The sequence below is a fragment of the Pseudomonas sp. RW409 genome (genome assembly GCF_003184125.1).
GTDB lineage: Bacteria > Pseudomonadota > Gammaproteobacteria > Pseudomonadales > Pseudomonadaceae > Aquipseudomonas > Aquipseudomonas chlororaphis_I.
Genome location: NZ_QHHP01000033.1, coordinates 466,392 through 489,149, shown reverse-complemented (window position 1 = coordinate 489,149; position 22,758 = coordinate 466,392). Strand labels below are relative to the sequence as shown.

Annotated in this window: 13 protein-coding genes; 10 read left to right on the top strand and 3 right to left on the bottom strand. The window is 63.4% G+C overall.

What is annotated here, in order from left to right; genetic code table 11:
* Positions 1-251 precede the first annotated feature (251 nt).
* The 3 genes from DK261_RS33765 (at position 252) to DK261_RS15445 (ending at position 3,518) form a co-directional block, all read left to right on the top strand.
* Entirely contained in the window at positions 252-1,748 is a 1,497-nt protein-coding gene (locus DK261_RS33765; protein WP_041988208.1) for a methyl-accepting chemotaxis protein, read from the top strand.
* Between the two features lie 218 nt (positions 1,749-1,966).
* A complete protein-coding gene (locus DK261_RS15450; protein WP_110175935.1) occupies positions 1,967-3,256 on the top strand; it encodes an S-type pyocin domain-containing protein in 1,290 nt (429 codons plus the stop codon).
* Entirely contained in the window at positions 3,249-3,518 is a 270-nt protein-coding gene (locus DK261_RS15445; protein WP_110175934.1) for a bacteriocin immunity protein, read from the top strand. Before DK261_RS15450 ends, DK261_RS15445 begins: the two co-directional genes overlap by 8 nt.
* A 78-nt stretch (positions 3,519-3,596) precedes the next feature.
* Here DK261_RS15445 and DK261_RS15440 read toward each other — a convergent pair whose 3' ends face one another.
* The 3 genes from DK261_RS15440 to DK261_RS15430 are packed head-to-tail and all read right to left on the bottom strand — an operon-like array spanning position 3,597 to position 7,653.
* Positions 3,597-4,892 (bottom strand): cytochrome c, encoded by a 1,296-nt coding sequence (locus DK261_RS15440; protein WP_110175933.1) that lies wholly within the window; start codon positions 4,890-4,892, stop codon positions 3,597-3,599.
* Positions 4,889-7,183, bottom strand: coding sequence for a molybdopterin cofactor-binding domain-containing protein (locus DK261_RS15435; RefSeq protein ID WP_110175932.1), 2,295 nt, complete (start codon positions 7,181-7,183; stop codon positions 4,889-4,891). The genes DK261_RS15440 and DK261_RS15435 overlap by 4 nt, the downstream gene beginning before the upstream one ends.
* The gene (locus DK261_RS15430; RefSeq protein WP_101282876.1) at positions 7,180-7,653 is read right to left on the bottom strand and encodes a (2Fe-2S)-binding protein; all 474 of its coding nucleotides are present in this window, start codon (positions 7,651-7,653) and stop codon (positions 7,180-7,182) included. Before DK261_RS15430 ends, DK261_RS15435 begins: the two co-directional genes overlap by 4 nt.
* Before the next feature lie 355 nt (positions 7,654-8,008).
* Here DK261_RS15430 and DK261_RS15425 point away from each other — a divergent pair, with 355 nt between their 5' ends.
* The 7 genes from DK261_RS15425 to DK261_RS15395 all read left to right on the top strand — a co-directional run.
* The gene (locus DK261_RS15425) at positions 8,009-9,421 is read left to right on the top strand and encodes a TolC family outer membrane protein (protein ID WP_009049900.1); all 1,413 of its coding nucleotides are present in this window, start codon (positions 8,009-8,011) and stop codon (positions 9,419-9,421) included.
* A 132-nt stretch (positions 9,422-9,553) separates the two neighbouring features.
* Positions 9,554-11,692: a type I secretion system permease/ATPase gene (locus tag DK261_RS15420; protein ID WP_110175931.1), complete on the top strand. Its 2,139-nt coding sequence runs from the start codon at positions 9,554-9,556 to the stop codon at positions 11,690-11,692.
* Positions 11,693-11,785: 93 nt separating this feature from the next.
* On the top strand, positions 11,786-13,201 hold the full coding sequence (locus tag DK261_RS15415) for an HlyD family type I secretion periplasmic adaptor subunit (protein ID WP_110175930.1): 1,416 nt from the start codon (positions 11,786-11,788) through the stop codon (positions 13,199-13,201).
* A gap of 39 nt (positions 13,202-13,240) precedes the next feature.
* Entirely contained in the window at positions 13,241-13,675 is a 435-nt protein-coding gene (locus DK261_RS15410) for a hypothetical protein (RefSeq protein ID WP_146218533.1), read from the top strand.
* 128 nt (positions 13,676-13,803) lie between these two features.
* A complete protein-coding gene (locus DK261_RS15405) occupies positions 13,804-14,310 on the top strand; it encodes a DUF5625 family protein (RefSeq protein ID WP_009049897.1) in 507 nt (168 codons plus the stop codon).
* A gap of 33 nt (positions 14,311-14,343) precedes the next feature.
* Positions 14,344-20,919: a S8 family serine peptidase gene (locus DK261_RS15400; protein WP_110175929.1), complete on the top strand. Its 6,576-nt coding sequence runs from the start codon at positions 14,344-14,346 to the stop codon at positions 20,917-20,919.
* 287 nt (positions 20,920-21,206) lie between these two features.
* The coding region (locus DK261_RS15395) for a ShlB/FhaC/HecB family hemolysin secretion/activation protein (RefSeq protein WP_110175994.1) at positions 21,207-22,758 on the top strand (1,552 nt) is incomplete at its 3' end.

Here is a 22,758-nt window from a genome sequence, read left to right as displayed (position 1 = left end):
TCTCGCCGCGGTCGCTCTTCCCCCCACCCATTCCGCCCTTCATGGCATTCCCGCCAATCTCCCGACTTTGCCCACCCGCGACCCGATTCCCCGTGGCCCGGCGTCAAGAAAGCCCTGGTCATGTCGATAGTTGAAAAGGCGAACTTGGCTATTTGCCACTATCGTTGCTGACTGAACCGCCCGCCGAAGGCGGTCACCTCGTTTTGCCCTCTGCCGTTTTTCTTCCCGTCACGTACATGGAGTAAGAGTGCATGGCTTTCCCCCCGCGTTTTCTCGAGCATTACCGCAAAGCCGACCGCATCATGATGGGCCTGATCTGGCTGATGTTCGCCTATGCGCTGGGCCTGGCGTTCTGGCACGACACCTTCACCCAGGCGCTGCTGGTGGGCGGTGGCACCACCCTGGTGCTGAGCCTGCTGTACCGCGCCATCAGCGGCACGCGCCTGATGCGCTGCTGCATCGCCATCGGCTTCATGCTTATGGCGGCGCTGCATATCAACCAGGCCAAGGGCTTGATCGAAGCGCACTTCGGCATTTTCGTGCTGCTGGCGGTGCTGACCTTCTATCGCGACTGGCTGCCGATTCTGCTGGCGGCGGTGACCATCGCCCTGCATCACGTGGTGTTTCATGTGCTGCAGCACCAGGGCTTTCCGGTCTATGTCATGGCCCATCACGGCGGTTTCGGCATGGTGGCGGTGCACGCCTTCTACGTGGTGGTGGAGACGGTGATCCTGCTGTACCTGGCGGTGCACAGCCATGCCGACGCGGTGGAGAGCCAGGACATGCTGGACAAGATGCTCGCCGCCACGTCCCAGCTGACCGTCGAGGTTCATCAGGGCGAAAGCGGCAAGGTGCATGTGTCGCTGGCCCAGCGTTTCGACCACTTCATGCAGCAGATCACCGCGCTGGTGGATGGCGTGGTGCGTGACACCCATGGCCTGCGCGAACTGGGCCAGGACCTGGCGAAAACCAGCCAGACCCTGGAGCAGGGCGCCCAGCACCAGTTGACGGAAATCACCCAGATGACCGGCTCCATGCAGCGCATGGGCGATGCCATGGGCGACATCGCCGTGCACGTCGAGCAGGCGGTCGAGCGCGCCGGCCAGGCCAGCGCGCAAATCAGCCGCGGCCAGCAAAGCGTCGATCGCGCCCAGGCGGAAATCACCCAGTTGGCGTCACGCATCAACGGCACCAACGAAACCGTGCAACGCCTGGCGGGGCAAGCGCAGCAGATCGGCAACGTGCTGGACGTGATCGGCAGCATCGCCGCCCAGACCAACCTGCTGGCCCTCAACGCCGCCATCGAGGCCGCCCGCGCCGGCGAGCAGGGCCGCGGTTTCGCCGTGGTCGCCGATGAGGTGCGCAATCTGGCCCAGCGCACCGCGCTGTCCACCCAGGAAATCAAGACCATCATCGAAGCCCTGCAACAGGGCAGCCGCCAGGCCGCCGAAGCCATGCACGACAGCCACGAAGGCGCCCAGCGCTGCGTCGAAGACAGCCGCCAGGCCTCCGCGATGTTCCAGGCCGTCGGCGCCGACATCTCGCATATCGACCAACTCAACGGCCGCATCGTCAGCACCACCCGCGAACAATCCAGCGCCAGCCTTGACATCGTCGGCCGCCTGCACTCGGTCCAGGCCATCGCCCAGAACACCGCCGACGACATGGGCAACCTGGCCCTGAGCAGCCAACGCCTGCCACCGATCGCGATCCGGCTTGAGGCGTTGGGGCAGACGTTTCATAAGTAACGGGGGAGGGGCGCCTGCTTGCCGATAGGCAGCGAGCGCCATTACTGCTGCTGGTCCGCAGGCCCTGACCGGAATCCGGACTACAGGTCATTCAGACCGGTCAGCGTCAATCTCAGAGTTCTCCAAGTTTCCAGGAACCACCCGATTCGCCAAGTTAGGAGGCCTCGCACCCGGCATAGCCAGGGCGAGGTTTTCTGGGGGAATGGGGAGCAACATGGATGAGTGGCTACGTCGCCAATAACCCGAAGGGCTATCGCAACAAGGGTATCGAACCGGTCGATCTGGGGGCCCAGCGTTGGGCTGAGTACAAGGATCTTCCAGCGAAAGCAGAAACCAAACTGGCTAACGCTGGATGCACCTTTACCAAACCCTGCAAGCTGGCTGACGGGGTTATCAACTACGCCAGCTCTTTCATCCCCACTGAGGCCGTCAAGGAGTACGGCGAGTTTGCGTTGTTGGGTGGGCGTGAAACCGATGCGGCGGGAAACCTCAGGCTCGGAAGGATCAGTGGAAGTGTGCCTCCCGCGTTAGGTGGGCTCATGCTCGGCGCCAATGCACTGGTGCCTGTTGGTGCGTCGTGCGGTGGTCTTTGCGGCACGGCCGCCAGCGGTGCCTTCACTTCTGGTGTGGTTGCGGGAGGCCTGCTCGGTGTTATCGCCATGCTCGTGCCGTCGAGCCTGGGCGATAGCGCTTTGTATACGGAGGAACAGCTCAAGTCGCTCAAAGAAGGCCGGACCCGGGTTCGACTGCATATCGAAGAGCAAGCCGATGGCACGCTCAAGGGTTATGGCTACAACACCGAGAAGCGCCGCGATTGGGAAATGATCCCCGTGGTCCGGTTTCAGGCCCGGGATCAGCAGCAGGTGGCCGACTTCGGCGATGGCGTCACCCTGATCTGGACGCCAGCGGTCGACCCCTCCAGCACCTCGGGTATCCCGCCGTTAGAGGCCGCACCGCAAGCGCCCCCCATCTGGATTTATCCGCCCACCGAACAGGCGGATACCATCATCGTCAATCCGCTCTATCCACCGGAATACCAGGACTTCATTCTGGTGTTCCCGCCTGGTTCGGGAGTACAGCCGCTCTATATTGTGATGAATGTCCGAAAGACTCCCGGAACCGCTTCCGGTGAGGGTGAGGACATACAGGGTGTTTGGTTGGCCGGTGCGAATTCGGGGGTAGGGGTGCCGATTCCAAAAGAGGTTGCCGATGCCTTGAGAGGGCGTGACTTCAAGAGCTTTAATGCATTCAGGGCCGCTTTTTGGAAGGCTGTTGCACGTGGGGGAGTGGCTGACCAGTTTGTCGAATATAGCGCCAGGCGTATGCGGGCGGGTAAAGCACCACGGGTGCGAAAGGACCATCGGGTTGGGGGAAGAATCTCGTATGAACTACATCATCTAGAAAAAATATCAGAAGGCGGTGGTGTATATGACGTCGATAACCTGAGAGTTAATACGCCACGAAACCATATCGATATTCATAGAAATGAAAAGGCCGGCCATGACTGACAGCATTATAAAAAACAGTTTCTCTGATTACACCGAGTCGGAATTCATCCAGCTTTTGGAAGAGTTGCTAAAAGAGGACGAAGCTGAAACAGATGAACGTGCCGACGAACTTTTGCTGCACTTTGAAAAGGTCAGCCAGCACCCGGCAGGCTCCGACCTTATCTACTACCCCGAAGAGGGTGCAGATAACTCGCCCGAAGGTGTTACGCAAATCGTGAAAGCGTGGCGAGCAGTGAATGGTTTGCCGGGCTTCAAAGCGTGATGCCCCACCTTGTTGAGCACCAGACAGAACCGATAAAAAGCCCCGCTTATGCGGGGCTTTTTCATGGCCGGGAGTAGGTCAGCCGGGAGGCAGGCTGGTGCGTATGTGGCTGACGCGTTGTTTCACGTCTTTCCAGGGCGCCTGGCCTGCCAGGTCCTGGCGCAGGAAGGTCAGCAGGTCGGCGATCTGCTGGTCGTCGAGGCTGTGGCGGAACGCGGGCATGTAGCCCAGTTCCGGGTTGGCCGGTTGGGCGATGCCTTCGAGGATCACGCGGATGGCGTTGTCAGGGCTGTCGGCGTAGAGGTTGCTGTTGAGGGCCAGGGAGGGGCGCACGCCGGTCAGGGTCGGGCCTTTTTCCTGGGCGTGGCAGGCCATGCAGGCCCCCGAGAACAGGCGGGCGCCGGGGGAGCCGAGGGGCTCGGTGCGTTGCTCGGCCTGGTGGTTCAGGGTGTCGGCGCTGGCTTGCGTGGCGCTGGTCGGTTGCAGGCTGGACAGGTAATGGGCGATGGCTTGCAGGTCGGCCTCCGGCAGTTGCGCCAGGCCTTCGTGGATCACCGGCGCCATCGGGCCGGCGGCGACGCCGTGGCGCGGGCTGTAGCCGTGGCGCAGGAAGTCCAGCAGGTCCTGTTCGGTCCAGGCCAGCGGCGCCTTGCCGCCGGCCAGGGCATGGGCGCTCCAGTCTTCGGCAACGCCGCCGCTCAGGTGGCGCCGACCGCCGCGTTCGCCAAACAGCGGGTCGCGGGGCGAGTGGCAGGCGCTGCAGTGCCCCAGGCCCTCGCTCAGGTAGGCGCCCCGGTTCCACTGGGCGCTGCGCCCGGGATCGTCGACCATGGCGCCGGGCCTGAGGTAGAGCCAGTTCCAGGCGAGGATGCCCGGGCGGATATTGAAGGGGAAATGCAGGTCGGTCTGCGGTGGCTGGTGGCGGACCGGCGGCTGGCTCATCAGGTAGGCGTAGAGCGCCTTGAGGTCCTCGTCGCGGGTCTTGGTGAAGGCGGTGTAGGGAAACGCCGGGTACAGGTAACGCCCGCTGCGGTCGATGCCGTGGCGCATGGCGCGCTCGAAGGCCGGATAGGACCAGCTGCCGATCCCGGTCTCCGGATCGGGGGTGATGTTAGTGCTGTACAGGGTGCCGAACGGGATGCGCATGGCCAGGCCGCCAGCGTTGCGCGCCCCGCCCGGCGCGGTATGGCAGACCGCGCAATCGCCCAGGGCCGCGAGTTGCTCGCCCTTGGCGACTTGCGCATGGCTGAAGTACTGGGTGTCGTGATTGTCCAGCGGCGCGATCGCCGGCTGCCAACTGATGAACACGCCCGCGGTGACGGCCAGGCTCAAGGCGGCCAGGCTCCAGCCGACGAGGGTCTTGAGTTTGCTCATGGGTGGGCCTCCTGGCCAGGGTGGTCAGCGTCGGGGGCTTGCTGCAAGGCTTGCAACAGCCTTTCCGGGGTAAAGGGCACTTGCCGCAGGCGCACGCCGACCGCGTCGAAAATCGCGTTGGCAATGGCCGCGGCGCTGGGTACCGAGGCCGACTCGCCGGCGCCCATGGACGGTTCTTCCGGGCGGTCGAGCAGTTGCACATCCACTTCGGGCAACTCGTCGAAACGCAGGATCGGATAGCCGCCCCATTCCAGGGAAGTGCTGCCGCAAGGGTCGAAGCTGACGTATTCCTTGAGCACCCGGCTGCACGACTGGACGATGTTGCCGTGCACCTGGTGACGGACGCCGGCCGGGTTGACCATGCGCCCGCAGTCATGGCTGACGAAGATCTTGTCCAGGCGGATCTGCCCGGTGCGCCGGTTGACGCTCAGGTCGCAGACCCACGCGGCCCAGGCGGCACCGAAGCCGGGGAACTTGCTGTGGAAATACCGGGCATAGGCAAACCCCCGGCCCTTGACCCATTCCTGCGACGGCGGCGCAGGGTGGCGGTGGGCGCTACCGTCCTGCCAGTCGGCCTGTTTTTTCAGCGCCTCGATCAGCGCCAGGGCGCGGGGGTCGTCCAGGTAGCGCAGGCGGAAGGCAATCGGGTCCTGCTGGGCGATGTAGGCCAGTTCGTCGATCCAGGATTCGTGGGCGAAGACATTGGGTAGCGCGGAAACCCCGCGCATCCACGAGGCGCGGACGATCGGCGCGGCGTCCTGGCAGACGATGCGCATCTGCGGGAAGCGGTATTGCGGGATCGCCGTGCGGTCGCCCATCTGCTGGATGTCGGGGCGGTTGGCGACGGTGCCGGTGAGCAGCAGCGCCAGGGTCCGGGCGTTGTTCGAGGGGTAGCAGGTTTTCAATTCGTAGGCGGCCACTTCGCGTTTGCCGTCCAGGCCACCGCGGACTTGCATCAGCTGCGCGGAGCCCTTGGGTTCCCAACCGGCCTCCTGCTCGCGCATCAGTTGCACCCGCACCGGCCGCCCGACCGCCTGGGAGAGCAGGGCGGCGTCGGCGGCCACATCGTCGGCGCAGTTGCGTCCGTAACAGCCCGAGGCTTCCATGCGATTGATCTGCACCTGTTGCGGTGTGCGCCCCAGCAGCAGGGCGATGTCCTTGCGCAGGTCATGAGGATTCTGGCTGCCGGTCCAGACCTCGGCGCGCTCGGCGTCGATCATCGCCACCGCGCAGGACGGGCCGATAGAGGCATGCAGGTGGTAGGGCCAGACATAGTCGACATTGAGCGGGCTGTTGAGCGTGCCCAGGCTGCTGTCGATGTCGGGATCGTCGCGCAGCACGCGGTCCTGCTTGGGATGGGCCAGGAGCGTCTTGTGCAGCGCATCTTGCCGCAGGTCGGGCAGCGCATCCCAGGTTTTCCACTGGACCTTGAGCTGGCGCATGGCGTCGATGGCCTGCTCCTCGCGCTCGGCGACGATGCCGACAAAGTCACCGATCACCACCAGTTTGACGATGCCCGGCAAATGCGCGATGGACGCCACATCCACCGCGATCAGCGCATGGCCCAAGGGCGCGCTGGCATCGGCGCCGGGGTAGGGCGGGCGTACCACGCGACCGTGGAGCATGCGGTCCAGGCGCAGGTCGTGGACATAGGTCAACTGGCCGCTGACCTTGGCCGGGATGTCCACGCGCGGGGTGGACTGGCCGACATAACGACCGGCACCGACGGCCTTGAGTTTGACGTGTGGGTCCAGGGGCAGGTGCAGGTCCTGTCCGCGGGCCAGTTCGGCGTAGCTCAGGCGTCGTTTGGGGCTCGCGCTGGCGTAGATCTGCCCTCGTTCAACCCGCAACCCGGCAATCGGCTGGTCGAGGATTTCCGCCGCGCCTTCCAGCAGCCACTGGCGCAGCTGGGCGGCGGCCTGGCGCAGGGGCAGGGCGCTGACCTGCAGGGTCGCGCTGGCGATGGTCGGGCCCTGGTCCGGGGTGCTGGCGGTGTCGCCGAGAATCATCCGCACCTGCTCGAAGTCGACATCCAGCTCGTCGGCGACGATCTGCGCCAGCGCCGTGCGCACCCCGGTGCCGAGGTCGACATGACCGCAGAACGCGGTCACGTGGCCGTCGGCGCCCAGGGCGATAAAGCTGTCGACATGGTCCGGCGTCGGGTCCGTTGGCAACGGGGTCGTAGTACGGGTTTCGGCCATGGCCAGTAGCGGTTTGGGCAGCAGGGTGCTGATCATGATCAGGCCGCCGGCCTGGAGCAGGCGGCGACGGGTCAACGGCAGGTCGTTCATGCTCGACCCCGCTCTGCCAGCAGCTGACGGGCCCTGGCCGCGGCTTGCAGGATCTCGAAGTGCGCGCCGCAGCGGCAGAGGTTGTAGGCCAGCTCGTTCTTGATCCGTTGCTCGTCGGCCTCGGGCTCGCGCTCGAACAGCGCCACCAGGGTCATGATCATGCCGTTGCTGCAATAGCCGCATTGCGCGGCCTGCTCATCGATGAACGCCTGTTGCACCGGGTGCAGGCGCTCTTCCTGCGCCAGGCCCTCCAGGGTGGTGACCTGTTTGTCCTGCACGCTGGACAGCGGCAGGGTGCAGGAGCGGGCGGCTACACCGTCCACCAGCACTGTGCAGGCGCCGCATTGCCCCAGGCCGCAGCCGTACTTGGGGCCATTGAGGCCCAAGTCGTTGCGCAGGGCATACAGCAGAGGTGTGTCTGGCGGCAGCTGATCCAGTAAAAGGTGGCGGCCGTTGAGGATAAAAGTCATGGCAGCTTGGGTCCTGTGAGTGAGTGGCGTGGCGCGTTGAGCACGCGACAGCGGTCAGGGCAGGTATGAGCCGGCAACGTGTCCCGGTCAGGGACTGGACAACAAGGTTGCGCTCAGGTGCTGGGCAGATTTGCGGGGGCGAAGCATGCGGGGTTTGAGGTGGTCGATAAATAAGACGATTCTGGTTTTTTGTAGGCCGAAGCCAGGGGGTGATTCGGCTTTATCTGATCCGATGCCTGAGAAAATGATGGCTAGTAGCCATAATTGTCGCTTGTGACAGCCTTGGTCACGGCGTAGGATGCGCGCCCTGATCAGCCTGGCTGAACCGTTTTACCCGAATGTGACATGGATTGTTATGACCCACTCCCCCCGTTTTTTCTCGCCATTGCTCATCCTGGCACTGGTGACGATCCCGGCTTTCGCCGATCCAGGTGCCCAGCGCGCCGAGCTGCTGCAGGTTTACCGCCAGGCCGTCGAGCATGACGCCCAGCTGTCCGCGGCGCGCCACGAGTACCAGGCCCAGCGTGAAAGCATCCCCCAGGCCCGGGCCGGGTTACTGCCCACGCTCAATGCCGGCAGCACCGTGGAATCGGTGCGTCTGGAACGGGACGAGCCGGGCCTGACCCGCACCCGCAGCACCACGGTGTTCCAGGCCAATCTCAACCAGCCGCTGTTCCGTGCCGATCGCTGGTTTCAATTGGAAGCCGCCCACGCCAGCACCGCCCAGGCCGAACTTGAATTGGGCGCGAAGGAGCAGGGGCTGGTGCTGACCACGGCCCAGGCCTATTTCGAAACCTTGCGTGCCCTGGACCTGCTCGCCGCCTCCAAGGCTGAGGAAGCGGCGCTCAAGCGTCAGCAGCAACAGGCCCAGGCCCGCCTGGAGAATGGCGCCTCGAGCATCACCGATGTGCTCGACGCCCAGGCCGCCCATGACAACGCCGGCGCCAATCGCAAACTCGCCGAGCGCAAGGTCGACGATGCCTTCGAGGCCTTGTCCCGCTTGACCCGCCAGGACTATTCGACGATCGAGGGTATTCAGCATCAACTGCCGGTGGAACTGCCGGTGCCCAACGATGCCAACGAATGGGTCAGCCGCGCGGTGCGCCAGAACCTGGCGTTGCAGGCCAGCAGCTACGCGGTGATTGCCGCGGAACAGACCAACCGCCAGCGCAAGGCCGGTTATGCGCCGACCGTCGATGCGGTGGCGTCCTGGCGCAAAGGTGAAAACGACAGCTTCGGCTACAGCAACCCCACCGACTTCGGGCGGGATGGCTATCGAGGCAATGTCACGCAAAGCAGCATCGGCCTGGAGTTGAATATTCCGCTGTACTCCGGCGGCATGACCCGTTCCCAGGTGCGCGAAGCGACCGAGCGGCTGGCCCAGAGTGAAGACGAGCGCGAGGACCGCCGCCGCGAAGTGGTGCAGAACACGCGTAATTTCTACCGCGCGGTGAATTCCGATATCGAGCAGGTCATTGCCCGCCGGCAGACGATTCGTTCCGGCCAGGCTTCGGTCAAGGCCAACCAGGTCGGGCGCGACCTGGGCTCGCGCAACACCGCGGATGTGCTCAATGCCCAGCGCCAGCTGTACAGCGCGGTGCGTGAGTACAACAACGCGCGCTACGACTACATCATCGACACCCTCAAGCTCAAGCAGGCGGCGGGAACCCTGAGCCCGAAAGACCTGAGCGACCTGGCGATGTACCTGACGAAAGACTACGACGCCGATCGGGATTTCCTGCCACCGCAGGAGCGCAAGGCGCTCTGACGGGAGATTCATACAGTCGAGTGAAATAAATCTCAATCGATGATGTCGTATTGATACTAATTATTTCATGTTTGATGTAACATCTTGAAATATTAGGACTTTACGGCCGCAACGCGGCATGCATGGAAGCTTATGAGCGAACAAGGAAGGGGCGCCGAGTCGCCCACGCCAGACACTGGCCTGGTCTGTCTGGTGATGCTGGCCCGGTTTCATTCGGTGGCGGCATCCGCCGAGCAATTGGCCCACGAATTCGCTCCAGAGAACCAGCCGTTCACCCAGCGCGAACTGCTGCTCGCCGCCCGCAAGCTGGGGCTCAAGGCCAAGTCGGTCAGCACTTCAATCGCTCGCCTGGAGCGCACGCCATTGCCGGCGATCGCGGCCGATGGCGACGGCACATTCTTTATCATTGCCAAGCTCGACCAAGGCCAGGCGCTGATCCAGGACCCGCGTTCGGACCGGCCGGAGGTCATCTCCTTCGAGGCCCTGGCCGCGCGCTGGACCGGCGAGCTGGTGCTGCTGCGCTCCGAGGCCGGGTTGCCGGGGGAAACCTCGCGGTTCGACTTCACCTGGTTCATTCCCGCCATCGTCAAATACCGCAAGCTACTCGGCGAAGTGCTGCTGGTGTCCTTTGCCCTGCAGCTGTTTGCCCTGGTGACGCCGTTGTTTTTCCAGGTGGTGATGGACAAGGTGCTGGTGCACCACGGGCTGACCACCCTGGATGTCATCGCCGCAGGGTTGCTGGGCATCATGCTGTTCGAATCGGCCTTGAGCGGTTTGCGCAGCTACGTGTTCGCCCATACCGCCAGCCGGATCGACGTGGAGCTGGGTTCGCGCTTGTTCCGTCATCTGATCAATTTGCCGCTGGCGTATTTCCAGGCACGCCGGGTCGGCGATTCGGTGGCCAGGGTGCGCGAGCTGGAGAACATCCGCAGCTTCCTGACCGGCAACGCCATTACCTTGTTGCTGGACGTGCTGTTCTCGCTGGTGTTCATCCTGGTGATGTTCTACTACAGCGGCTGGCTGACCCTGGTGGTGCTGTTGTCGCTGCCGCTGTACGTGCTGGTCTCGCTGTTTGTCACCCCGCTGCTGCGCGCCCGCTTGCAGGACAGTTTCACCCGCGGCGCGGAAAACCAGGCGTTCCTGGTGGAGACGGTGAACGGCATCGACACGGTGAAATCCATGGCCGTCGAGCCCCAGGCGATTCGCAAGTGGGACAACCAGATGGCCGCTTATGTGGCGGCCGGGTTCAAGACCCAGACCTTGTCCACCATCGCCAACGAGAGCGTGTCACTGATCGGCAAGCTGGTTACTGTGGCGACCCTCTGGCTGGGCGCGCGGCTGGTGATCGACGGGCAGCTTTCGGTGGGCGAACTGATCGCCTTCAACATGCTGGCCGGCCGGGTCAGTGGCCCGATCATGCGCCTGGCGCAGTTGTGGACCAGCTTCCAGCAGACCGGCGTTTCCGTGCAGCGCCTGGGCGATATCCTCAACACCCGCACCGAGCTGTCCCAGGCCACCCGCAGCGCCTTGCCGCCCCTCAGGGGGCAGATCGAATTCGACCAGGTGCATTTCCGTTATCGCGCCGACGGCTCGGAGATCCTGCGTGGGATCAACCTACAGATCGTCGCCGGCGAAGTGATCGGCGTGGTGGGGCGTTCCGGCTCGGGTAAAAGCACGCTGACCCGCCTGCTCCAGCGCCTGTACGTGCCCGAGCGTGGACGGGTGCTGGTGGACGGCATGGACCTGGCGCTGGCTGACGTTTCCTCCCTGCGCCGGCAGATCGGCGTGGTGTTGCAGGACAACATGCTGTTCAACCGCAGCATCCGGGAAAACATCGCCCTGAGCGATCCGGGCGCGCCGCTGGAAACGGTGATGCATGCCGCCAGCATGGCCGGGGCCCACGAGTTCATCCTGGAACTGCCCGAAGGCTACGACACCATGGTCGGGGAGCATGGCACCTCGCTGTCCGGCGGCCAGCGGCAACGCATCGCCATCGCCCGGGCCCTGATCGGCAACCCGCGGATTCTGATTTTCGACGAGGCCACCAGTGCGCTGGACTACGAGTCCGAACGGATCATCCAGCAGAACATGCAAAGCATCTGCGCCGGGCGCACGGTGATCATCATCGCTCACCGGTTGTCGGCGGTACGCGATGCCAATCGCATCCTGGTGGTCGACCGCGGGCAGATCGTCGAGCAGGGCAACCATGCCGAACTGCTGGCGCACCAGGCCGGCCACTATTCGCGCCTGCACCGTATGCAGCAGGGCTGAGCGCCGCCCGATTTCACAGGTTATTTGTTCGGCCGCCGCCCCCGCCGCAGGGGGCGAGGCTGGACGCCATCCGGATTCAAGGACCGATTGCCCATGAGCGCCACTCCTTCGTTATTGCAGCGCTACCGCGACGCCTGGCAACACGCCTGGCGCCAGCGCAAAAGCATGGACAGCTTGCAGCGCCTGCCCCATGAGGCGCAGTTCCTGCCCGCCGCCCTGGAGTTGCAGGACACCCCCGTGCACCCGGCGCCGCGGATCTTTGTCTGGAGCATCCTCGGTTTTGCCGTGCTGGCCTTGCTGTGGGCCTGTCTCGGCAAGATCGAAGTGGTGGCGGTGGCGCCGGGCAAGATCGTGCCCAATGGCAAGACCAAGCTGATTCAATCCAGCGAGACGGCGGTGGTCAGGGCGATCCATGTCAGTGACGGCCAGGCGGTGAAAGTCGGCGAGCTGCTGGTGGAACTCGACCCGACGGCGGCGGATGCCGACGTCAGGCGGATTCAGAACGAGCTGCTGGCGGCGCGGGTCGACAGCGCTCGGGGCGCGGCGATGCTCGATGCGATCAACCAGCAACAGCCGCCGGCGTCATTGATCGGCGCGATTGCCAATGCCAACCCGGAGCAGGTGCTCAGCGCCCAGCGCTGGTTACAGGGGCAGTATCAGGAGTACCGCAGCAACCTGGAGCTGGTGGACGCGGAAATCCTCCAGCGCAGCGCCGAAATCCAGTCGGCCCAGGCCCAGGTGGCCAGCCTGCGGCAAACCGTGCCGATCGCCACGCAATTGGCCGAGGACTACCGGCGGCTGCTGGAGCAACAGTACGTGGCGCGCCATGAGTACCTGGAAAAGGAACAGGCGCGCCTCGACCTGCTGCGCCAGTTGAGCGTGCAGCAGGCCAGTGTCTTGCAGTCCACCGCGGCCCAGGCTGAGGCGCGGCGCCGACGCGAAGGCGTGGTCGCGCAGAACCGCCGGGCCATGCTCGACCTGCAACAGGAAGCCAATCAGAAAGCCGCGAGCCTGGTCCAGGAACTGGCCAAGGCCCGTTACCAGGAAACCCTGACCAGCCTCAAGGCCCCGGTGGACGGCACCGTCCAGCAACTGGCGATCCACACCGTCGGCGGCGTGGTCACCCCGGCCCAGCCGCTGATGGTCATAGTGCCCGCCGACCAACCGGTCGAAGTGGAAGCGATGCTGGAAAACAAGGACGTGGGCTTCGTCCGCGCCGGCCAGCCGGTCACGGTCAAAGTGGAAACCTTCACCTTCACCAAATACGGCACCGTCGACGGCGAAGTGCTCAGCGTCTCGAACGACGCCATCGAAGATGAAAAACGCGGGCTGATCTACAGCAGCCGCATTCGCCTGAAGTCCGACCACCTGATGGTCAACGGCCAACGCGTGGCGCTGTCGCCGGGCATGTCGATCACCGCGGAAGTGAAGACCGACCAGCGCCGGGTGATCGACTACTTCCTGAGCCCGTTGCAACAGCATGTGGATGAGAGTTTGCGAGAGCGTTGAGTGTTGCCGGAAAGGGGGAGCATGCGAGTGATACGTTGGTTGAAGTTTGTACTGGCAGCGATCGGTTTGTTCACTGTACTGAAGCATGGCGTGATCCTGTTGATCGGCATGATCGATGATCCCGATGATCTGTATACCCAGGTCTATCCCTCACCGAGTGGACGTTACAGCGCCGCCCTTGTTTCTCGCTCGGGAGGCGGGGCGATAGCGCCGTTCTGTTCTGATGAGGTGCTTGTATTCAACAGCCTGCTGGATGTGGAAGAGGCGATTAACAGTAATAACTACCAGGTTTATTTGGGTGAGTGCGACAGTTTTCTTGATCATGCCCCCTCACCGAAAGTGCAGTGGGTTTCCGACTCCGAGTTGCGCGTTGGTTTTGCGTTGGGGGGAGCGCGGATGTTTAGTCGTAACGTGAACTTGCGCGGGACGGATGCGTCGGGAAATGTGCAGGTCAGGTTTGCGGGTTATCGTTGAGAAGTTGGCTTTATATAAAGTTGGCCACAAAGAATAAGTTGGTAAGTTTTCGGGTTTGGCTTTGGTTAATAACGATATCGCTCAAATGTGATTTTGTTTTCTGATGGATGAGAAGGATGGGGTGAGTCATGCACGGACTGATAAGCGTCTTGCGTAACGGGATTCTAGGGGTTGTATGTTTTTTGCTGGCCGCCTGTTCCGCACCGGTATGGGTGGTCAAACCCATTGATATTTCACAGGCCGAACAAAGAGTCACAGCAGACTTTGTAGTCAGCAAGTCGGCTGACTATAGATTCGCTTTGCTGTTTGTTCAGGGAAACACCCTGGCTGAAATGAACAGCCGGGAAGAAATCTGGGGCACCAGCCACAAGGAAGGTGTCGCGATTCCTGTGCATCTGCGGGTCTTGAAAGATGGAACACCGGTGTTTGACGGGAACATAGTGACCACGGGTATCAACTGGGGTCAGACGTTTGATTACCAGGGGCGGCGAATCAACACGGCGGTGCGTTTGATCAAGACATTGGAATTGTCGCCTGGGAAATATTCGGTCGAAGTCGGCACTCTTGGGGAAGTACAGGAATTTCGCAGTATCGAGAGCTATGTAGAGTTTAGTTATTACAATCCCAAGCATTGAAGCGTTTTTGTAAGCTGGTAAAGGAAGCAACGTATGGAAAGGAAGTACAGTGTAACTTACAAGGTTGCACGGGCTGGTGCGGAATATGTCTATCAGCAGGACAAGGGCGATCATAAGACCGGTGATTCCCACTCTTCCACCGGTGGGCATATGTGGTATGCCCTGAACGATGGAACAGGCCCCGGAGAGAGTTATGGGTTCGAGTCAAAGTTTGATCAGATGCATGGTGAAGGGCAAGTCTCGAGGAACGATAATCTCGGTTATAAAGAGACGGCGTACGAAGTCAGCTTTAATCTGACAGAGGACCAATACAATAAGCTCAAGGCGTTTTCCAAAGATCCCGCGTCAGGCGGATTCGATGCTACGCGTTATAGACTGCTGACCAATAGCTGTGTGGACTTTGTATATGCTTCCTTGCAAGCCATCGGTTATAATGACAAGAAGTTTGAAGGCGCTCTTTTTCCGGCGGATAACATCGAACCGGTCAAGAGTCTTCTGCATACTTATGGTGCACAAATCATTCGTGACGACTTGACGCGTCACGGCGAATATTATGAAGCAAAAGATGGTCAGCAATGTTTATGGCTTGGCGTGGGTGATGTCTCTACTGCCCCTCAGACACCCGGCCTGATCAACATCGACATCAACCCATCCCCGCAACCCCAACAACACATCCAGGGCGAAAGCAAAGCCCAGCAGGACGTCGCCAACGGCTTCATTCAGAACTCGGCGACCAACAGCATTTTTGCCGTCGGCGGCATTCTCAGCAAAACCGATTTCACCTCCACCCAGATGTCCAGCCTGGCCTCGGGTGGCATTCGCCCGGGCGAAATGCAGCTCGACCCCAATGCGCGTCCCAACACCTACCTGACCCAGTTCTACCAGCCGTCCAGCCCGAACAAGCCGGACTTCAGCCTGCGTAATGCGGTAACGCTGAACGGCCTGTCGGCCATGACCACCTTCAACACCTACGTTGACCCGTTGCTGCTGGACCTGACCGGCAACGGCGTGCACATGACCGACATCCGTGACGGCGTGCTGTTCGACACCGACCACAGTGGCACGCTCAAGCGCAGCGGCTGGGCCGATCGCAGCACCGGCATGCTGGTGATCGACGATGGCAGCGGCCAGATCAAGGACGTCAGCCAGATGTTCTCCGAGTACTACGGCGGCAAGGCCGGGGTGAACGGCGCGGCGGGCGAGACGAAATTCAAGGACGGTTTCGCGGCACTGGCCAGCGAGGACGCGAACAAGGATGGCGTGATCGATCAACGCGATCCGATCTGGAGCAAGCTGCGGGTCTGGGTCGACGGCACCCATGACGCGAAAGTCGATGCCGGCGAACTCAAGACCCTGGCCGAGCTGGGCATCACCCAGATCAACGTGCGGGCGGCGGCGTCCACTCAAACCGAAGTGCGTGACGGTAACCGGGTGCTCGCCACCGGTTCGTTCACCATCAATGGCAAGAACCAGGAAGCGCTGGCGGTGGATTTCCTCGGTGACCCGGTCAGCAACACCCTGACTGCCCTGGGCGCGGGTACCAAGGTGACCTCGACCACCAATGGCATCACCACCACCGCCTATGCCAGCCAGAGCACCACCGGCGAAACCCTGGACGCGGCGCAGCTGGGCGTGGGCAACTTGTATGGCGGCAGCGGCAACGACACGCTGATTGCCGCGCCGGCCGGTGGCTGGCTGGTGGGTGGCGGCGGCAGCAACACCTATGTCGGTGGCAAGGGCGACGACGTCTTTGTGATCAGCGCCTCGGACGATCCGAAAAATATCCACGGCAATGGCGGCCACGACACGGCGATCATCGTTGGCGACAAAGGCGTGGTGCTGAACATGGCCCAGGCCGGCCTGACCATTGCCCAGGGCGGCAGCGGCGACGACACGATCATGAGCGGCGGCACCGGCAGTGCCTTCATCAAGGGCGGCTCCGGCAATTCGACCCTGGTGGGCGGGGCGGGCAGCGACGTGCTGGTCGGTGGCAGCGGCCACAACACCATCATCGGCGGCAGCGGCAAGGCGGTGATCTACGCCGGGCCCCAAGGCGACGTGATCTACGCCGCCGAAGGCGGCAGCATCATTCACGCCGGTGGCGGCGCCGACCGGATTTTCGGCGGCGCCGGCAATGACGTGATCGAAGTCGGCCATGGCAACGCGACCATCGACGGTGACGGCGGGATCAACCTGGTGACGCTGCATGGCAACCATGGCGATTACCGCATCACCCGCACCGCCAGCGGCTATGAAGTGGCCGACAAGGTGGCTGGGCGCGACGGCACGGTGACCCTGAAAAACATCCAGAAGCTGAATTTCTCGGATATCTCGGCGGTCGATCTGCAGACCCCCAACGCCATGCCCGTGGCCGACGTGCTGACCCTCGACAAGGACGGCAAGGCCTTCAACCGGACCCAGGCTCACCTGATTTCCGCGCAGAGCCTGCTGGCCAACGATCAACACCTCAACAGCCAGGGCGCGCTGCGCATCGCCAATGTTGGCGACGCGGTCGGCGGCACCGTCAGCCTCACGGCCCAGGGCGACGTGCTCTTCACTCCGGATGCGCGCTACACCGGCCTGCTCAGCTTCAAGTACGGCGTGGTCGATGCCGCCGGCAACCTGTCGGCCTCGGTGGTCGACCTGAGCAGCGGACAGACCGCGCCGATGCGCGCCGGGGTGACTTTGCTGACCCCGGAAGTGCCGCTGGACCCATTGGCGGCCCAGGAGTGGTACCTGAGCGACACCAACGTGCTGCCGGTCTGGCAGGACTACACCGGCAAGGGCGTACGCATCGGCCAGTTCGAGCCGGGCGGCCAGTTCGCCACCGCGCCCGAGATCTTCGATATCGCCCACCCGGATCTTGCCGCCAATGTCGACAAGGCCTGGCTGCAGACCCAGCAGAGCAACGGCAGCCTGCCGGGCCTGGTGTCCAACCACGCCACCATGGTGGCGGGCGTGATGGTCGCCGCCAAGAATGGCGCGGGTGGGGTAGGGGTGGCCTATGGCGCGACGCTGGGCGGCTACTACCTGGCCAACAGCGGCGCCGACCTCGCCGGGCTGGGGCACATGGTCAGCTTTGACATCGCCAACAACAGCTGGGGTTTCACCAACGATTTCGCCCTCAGCAGCTTCCAGGACGGTTTCGTCAACACCGCCACGGCGCTGAGCATGAATGCCCAGTACGCCGCGAGTAACGGTCGCGGTGGCCTGGGGACGATCATTGTCGCGGCCGGCGGCAACAGCCGCGCAACCGGCGGCAATGCCCAGGGCTCCTTGACCAACAACAACCGCTTCTCGGTGGAAGTCGGCGCGATCAATGCCCAGGGCGACTTGTCGACCCTGCAGATCGGCTCCTCGCCGTTCTCCAACCCGGGCGCCAGCCTGCTGGTGTCGGCGCCGGGCAGCAACGTGGTGTCCACCAGCCATATGCTGGAAACCGACCGTGGCTCGACCTTCGGCAACGACTACACCAGCATGCAGGGCACCAGCTTCGCCGCGCCGATTGTCTCCGGCATCGTCGCGCTGATGCTCGAGGCCAACCCGAACCTGGGTTATCGCGACGTGCAGCAGATCCTCGCGTTGTCGGCGCGCCAGATCAACGACCCATCCACCCAGTGGAGCGACAACGCCGCCCACGGCTGGAACGGTGGCGGCATGCACACCAGCAACGACTACGGTTTCGGCGAAGTCGACGCGCGGGCCGCGGTACGCCTGGCCGAAGCCTGGATGACCCAGAGCACCGGGGCCAACGAGTATGTCTACAGCGCCTCCAGCGGCGCACTCGGCAAGAACCTGGCGGCGGGGGGCACGCTGACTTCGTCCATTGCGATGAATGCCGGCCTCAATGTCGAACACGTCGAGATCGATTTCGACGCCCAGGTGGGCCGCCTTGGCGACCTGACGCTCAAGCTGATCTCGCCCGACGGCACCCAGAGCGTCCTGCTCAACCGCCAGGGCAAGGTGCCGGACGGCATGCCCGGCGCGAGTGCCAGCGATGTCGGCAGCACGCAGTCGGGGTCGTTCAAATACAGCTTCATGACCACCCATGACTTTGGCGAGCGCTCGGCGGGCAACTGGACCTTGCAGGTGAGCGATGCGGCTTCCGGCCAGCCGGTCACGCTCAATGCCTGGTCGCTGCGTTTGTACGGCAGCAAGAGCACCCCGGACGACACCTATTTCTACACCGACGAATACCTCAAGTCGGTGGTCGGGCATGCCAACCGCGCAGTCCTGGACGATGCGGTCAATGGTGTCGCGGGCGGGCGCAATACCCTCAACGCGGCGGCCGTTTCCGGGGATAGCTCGGTCAACCTGTTGACCGGTGTCGCCAGCATCGGTGGCGCGGCGCTGACGGTGAAAAATCCGGGCAGCATCCAGAACATCGTCACCGGCGACGGCAACGATGTGCTGGTGGCTGGCAAGGCCGATGCCTTGCTCGACGGCGGGCGTGGCAACAACAGCCTGACGGGCGGGGCGGGCAAGGACTTCTTCGTGGTCCATCGCCGGGAGGGTGGCAGCGATGTCATCAGCAACTTCGAGGCCGCCCGGGGCGAGATCATCGACCTGGTGGGCTTTGCCGGGAAGAAGTTCAGCGACCTGGTGCTCAGCCAGCAAGGCGCGGACGTCAAGATCGACCTGGCCAAGGGCCAGAGCATCGTCCTGAAGAACCAGCTGCTGGCCGGGATCGGCGCGGCGAACTTCAAGTTCCAGGACACCTTTGTCGCCCCGACGGCCTACGTCAACAGCGACGCCTCGGCGGTCCAGCCGCAGGAAGGCCTGGGCACCGTGCTGCTCAACGGCGGCGCTAAGGGCGTGATGTACAGCAGCGATGCCCAGGGCAAGATGGTGGCTTCGTTGAGCGGCACTATCTACAGCCATGACAGCGCGACCTCGGATGTGTTCGTGGTGGCGGCCCAGTCGGGCGTCAAGGACTACAACAACGCCCTGCGCGGCTTCCGCCACGGGATCGACAAGATCGACCTGCGCCAGACCGGAGTGACCGATTTCAGCCAGCTGACCATCGAGCACAAGAACCGCGCCACCCTCAACGGCCTGACGCAGATTCATGGGGTGTACGTGACACGTAACGGCGCCCAGGGCGCTGCCTCGAACGTCAACCTGGTGTACCTGGATGCGCTGGATGTGGCGCAGGTCAGCGCCTCGGACTTCATCTTCGCCGAGCATGCGCCGCAGGTGGTGCCGACCGTTGGCCCGGTGCCTGCGGTGACCGAGCAGCCGACGGTGACTGTGCCGGGTACGCTGACGCCGATTGTCGAGCGCCCTGGCGTGGACCAGCCTACGGTGGTATCGCCGCTGCCGCCGGTTGATCTGCACCCGACCATCAGCGTTCCGGTGGTCGACCCGGTGTTGCGACCTACGGTCACGATCCCGGACATCACCGTGCCGGAACACAAGACGATCGATCAGATCCTTGCCGAACGCGGTATCGACCTGAACCCTAAGGTGCCGGAACACAAGACCGTCGACCAGATCCTGGCCGAGCGTGGCGGCAATCAGGGGCCGACGGTTCCCGAGCACAAGACCCTCGAGCAGATTCTCGCCGAGCGCGGCATCGGTTCGCTGGAGCCTTCGAAGGTGCCGGATATCGGGCCGGTCGGGCGTGAAGTGGGACGTACCCCGGTGGACGTACCGAGCCCAAGGCCGATCGTGATTCCCGATATCCCGGTGGTCGATATCGCGCACCGCGACCTGGATATCCCGAGTCGTCCGCGGGTCACTGTGCCGGATCTCCCGGTAGCGTCGGATCCACGGCTGAAGTTCGACGATCCGCTGCCAGCGGTGACCGACACCGATGATTTCTCGTTCGCGTCGATCCGCGACAGAATCCGTACGCGCCCGACACCGACCACCGTGGAGCCGGTAACGAGCTCGTCGCGCGACCCGCTCACGCTGAGCCCGTTGCCGACAGTCGATCCCGCGCCCGTGGCCAGCGATCCCAACACCATGACGGTCAAGGGCTTCTTCGCCAATGTCAGCCTGGGCGACGAGAGCAAGACCATCAACGTCGAGGCCACAGGCGCCAAGCTGCTGGCCGGCAACGGTGACAACAAGGTCAACGTGACGGGCCGCCGGGCCGAGATCACCCTGGGCAATGGCAACAACGTGATTGCCGGCGACATCAACAAGCTCACGGTCGGCCATGGCAACAACAGCATCACCGACAGCGGCTCCTTCGCCACGGTGAAGCTGGGCGATGGCAACAACAAGGTGGTGGTCAGCGGCAGTATGCCGACCGTGGAAGTCGGGCACGGGGTCAACGACCTCGAGTTCAGCGGCAGCATGGGCCAGCTGGTGTTCGGCCAGGACATCAGCCCCGAGCGCCTGTGGTTCCAGCATGAAGGGCCGGACCTGCAGATCTCGGTGATCGGCAGCCAGCAGGAGGTCACGCTGCATAACTGGTACGCCGCAACCCCCGAGCGTCCACGGGACATCATGACCGGCGACCGTCATCGGTTGCTGGGCAACGATGTGGAGAACCTGGTCCAGGCCATGGCGGCGTTCGCGCCGGCAGCACCGGCGACCATGACCTTCGGCGCGGCTGAGCAACAGGCCTTGCAGCCTGTGCTGGCGGCCAACTGGACATGACCGCGCAAGCTTGATCCGGTAACAGGGCCCGCGATGCTTGTCGCGGGCTTGTGCCGCTCTCGTTCGGGAGCGGCATTTTTTTATCCCCCCTGATCCCCCCATTTCCCCATCGGACTTCGTCGGGCTTCCCGATAACCCCGTTGCTCAGCCGACGCGGGTGGCAGGACCTGTCCGAACATTTCATGTCAGGCACAGCTGAATACAGCTCTGTTGACGTCAGAGATAGTGGCCATTTAGTATCGCGGCACCTGAGTGATGTCAAAGCGCTATCGCAAGGAAGCTGAGAATTGTCTGTACTTAAAGTCGGGCTGTTGTTGCTCGCTATCCTCCCTGCTATTTCGCTTGCCGCTCCGACGCCGGGCGAACAGGACCTGATCCGCGAACGCCAGGACCGCCTGCTCGAAGAGCAGCGCCGGCGCCTGGAAGAACTCAAGGACCTGCCCGGCAAAGAGGCGGCCCCCACCGCGCCAACCGCACCTGCCGACACCCGCTGCTTCCCGATCCAGGACATCGAACTCAAGGGCGCCGACAGCCTATCCGCCGCCGAGCAGGCGCGCCTGCTCAAGCCCTATATCGGCCAATGCCTGGGCGTCAGCCAGCTCAACGAGTTGCTCAAGGTCATCACCGACTACTACCTCGAGAAGGGCCTGGTGACCAGCCGCGCCTACCTGCCGCAGCAGGACCTGTCCGGCGGCCACTTGAAGGTGCTGGTGGTCGAGGGCCGGCTCGAAGGCTTGAAAGGCGCGGCCGACAGCCAGCTGTCCGAGCGGGAGCTGGCCATGGCCTTTCCCGGCCAGGTCGGCGCGCTGGTCAACCTGCGGGAAATCGAACAACTGGTGGACCAGCTCAACCGCCTGCCGTCGAACCAGGCACAAATGGAGCTGGCCCCCGGCAAGGAGGTCGGTGGCAGCCAAGTGCTGGTCAAGAACACCGCGCAAAAGCCCTGGCGGGCCGGGCTGTCGCGCAGCAACGACGGCCAGCGCAGCACCGGCGAGCAGCAGTGGGGCACCACCTTCGACTGGGACAGCCCGCTGGGGCTGGCCGACCAGCTGATGTTGCGCGGTGGCCACGATGCCATGAGCGACCACCAGCACACTTCCAACAACGCCATGCTCTCTTACAACCTGCCCTGGGGCTGGTGGAACTTCAGTTACACCTACAGCCAGAGCGAGTACCGCTCCCAGGCCCAGGCCAATGGTTTCAGCTTCAAGCAGACCGGTGACAGCCAGAACCACCAGCTGCGCGCCGAGCGGGTGATCCTGCGTGACGCGGTGAGCAAGACCTCGCTGAATGCCGGCCTGGCCTACCTGCGCACCAACAACTTCATCGAAGACAGCAAGCTGGCCCTGAGCAGCAATCGCCTCAGCGAAGCCCAGTTCGGCATCAACCACGGCCGGCGCATCGGCGGCGCCTTCGTCAACCTCGACCTGGGCATGCAAAACGGCATCGGTGCCTTCGACGCCCAGGACAATGGCCACCCAGGGCCGGGCGAGCCGAATGCGCGCTACCGCAAATACACCGCCACCCTCAGTTACCTGCAGCCGTTCAAGCTGTGGGGCGAGTCGTTCAGCTTCAGCAGCCTGATGACCGGCCAGCGCAGCGAAGACGTGCTGTTCAGCCCGCAGCGCACCAGCCTCGGCGGGCAGTCGTCGATTCGCGGGTACAAGGATCAGTCACTGTCCGGCGACAGCGGCGGTTACTGGCGCAACGACCTGCGCTGGAGCCGTCCGGTGACCCTCGGCTGGCTGCGTCCGGTGTTCGCCGAGTACGGCAGCAGCCTGGGCTACGACCAAGGCGTGATCCGTGGCGACCGTTACAACGGTGAGCAGCACGGGCGTA

What these genes read in the sequence shown, in the direction of transcription:
- DK261_RS33765 (WP_041988208.1), top strand. Translation starts at nt 252, where the DNA reads ATGGCTTTCCCCCCGCGTTTTCTCGAGCATTACCGCAAAGCCGACCGC.
- DK261_RS15450 (WP_110175935.1), top strand. Translation starts at nt 1,967, where the DNA reads ATGAGTGGCTACGTCGCCAATAACCCGAAGGGCTATCGCAACAAGGGT.
- DK261_RS15445 (WP_110175934.1), top strand. Translation starts at nt 3,249, where the DNA reads ATGACTGACAGCATTATAAAAAACAGTTTCTCTGATTACACCGAGTCG.
- DK261_RS15440 (WP_110175933.1), bottom strand. Translation starts at nt 4,892, where the DNA reads ATGAGCAAACTCAAGACCCTCGTCGGCTGGAGCCTGGCCGCCTTGAGC.
- DK261_RS15435 (WP_110175932.1), bottom strand. Translation starts at nt 7,183, where the DNA reads ATGAACGACCTGCCGTTGACCCGTCGCCGCCTGCTCCAGGCCGGCGGC.
- DK261_RS15430 (WP_101282876.1), bottom strand. Translation starts at nt 7,653, where the DNA reads ATGACTTTTATCCTCAACGGCCGCCACCTTTTACTGGATCAGCTGCCG.
- DK261_RS15425 (WP_009049900.1), top strand. Translation starts at nt 8,009, where the DNA reads ATGACCCACTCCCCCCGTTTTTTCTCGCCATTGCTCATCCTGGCACTG.
- DK261_RS15420 (WP_110175931.1), top strand. Translation starts at nt 9,554, where the DNA reads ATGAGCGAACAAGGAAGGGGCGCCGAGTCGCCCACGCCAGACACTGGC.
- DK261_RS15415 (WP_110175930.1), top strand. Translation starts at nt 11,786, where the DNA reads ATGAGCGCCACTCCTTCGTTATTGCAGCGCTACCGCGACGCCTGGCAA.
- DK261_RS15405 (WP_009049897.1), top strand. Translation starts at nt 13,804, where the DNA reads ATGCACGGACTGATAAGCGTCTTGCGTAACGGGATTCTAGGGGTTGTA.
- DK261_RS15400 (WP_110175929.1), top strand. Translation starts at nt 14,344, where the DNA reads ATGGAAAGGAAGTACAGTGTAACTTACAAGGTTGCACGGGCTGGTGCG.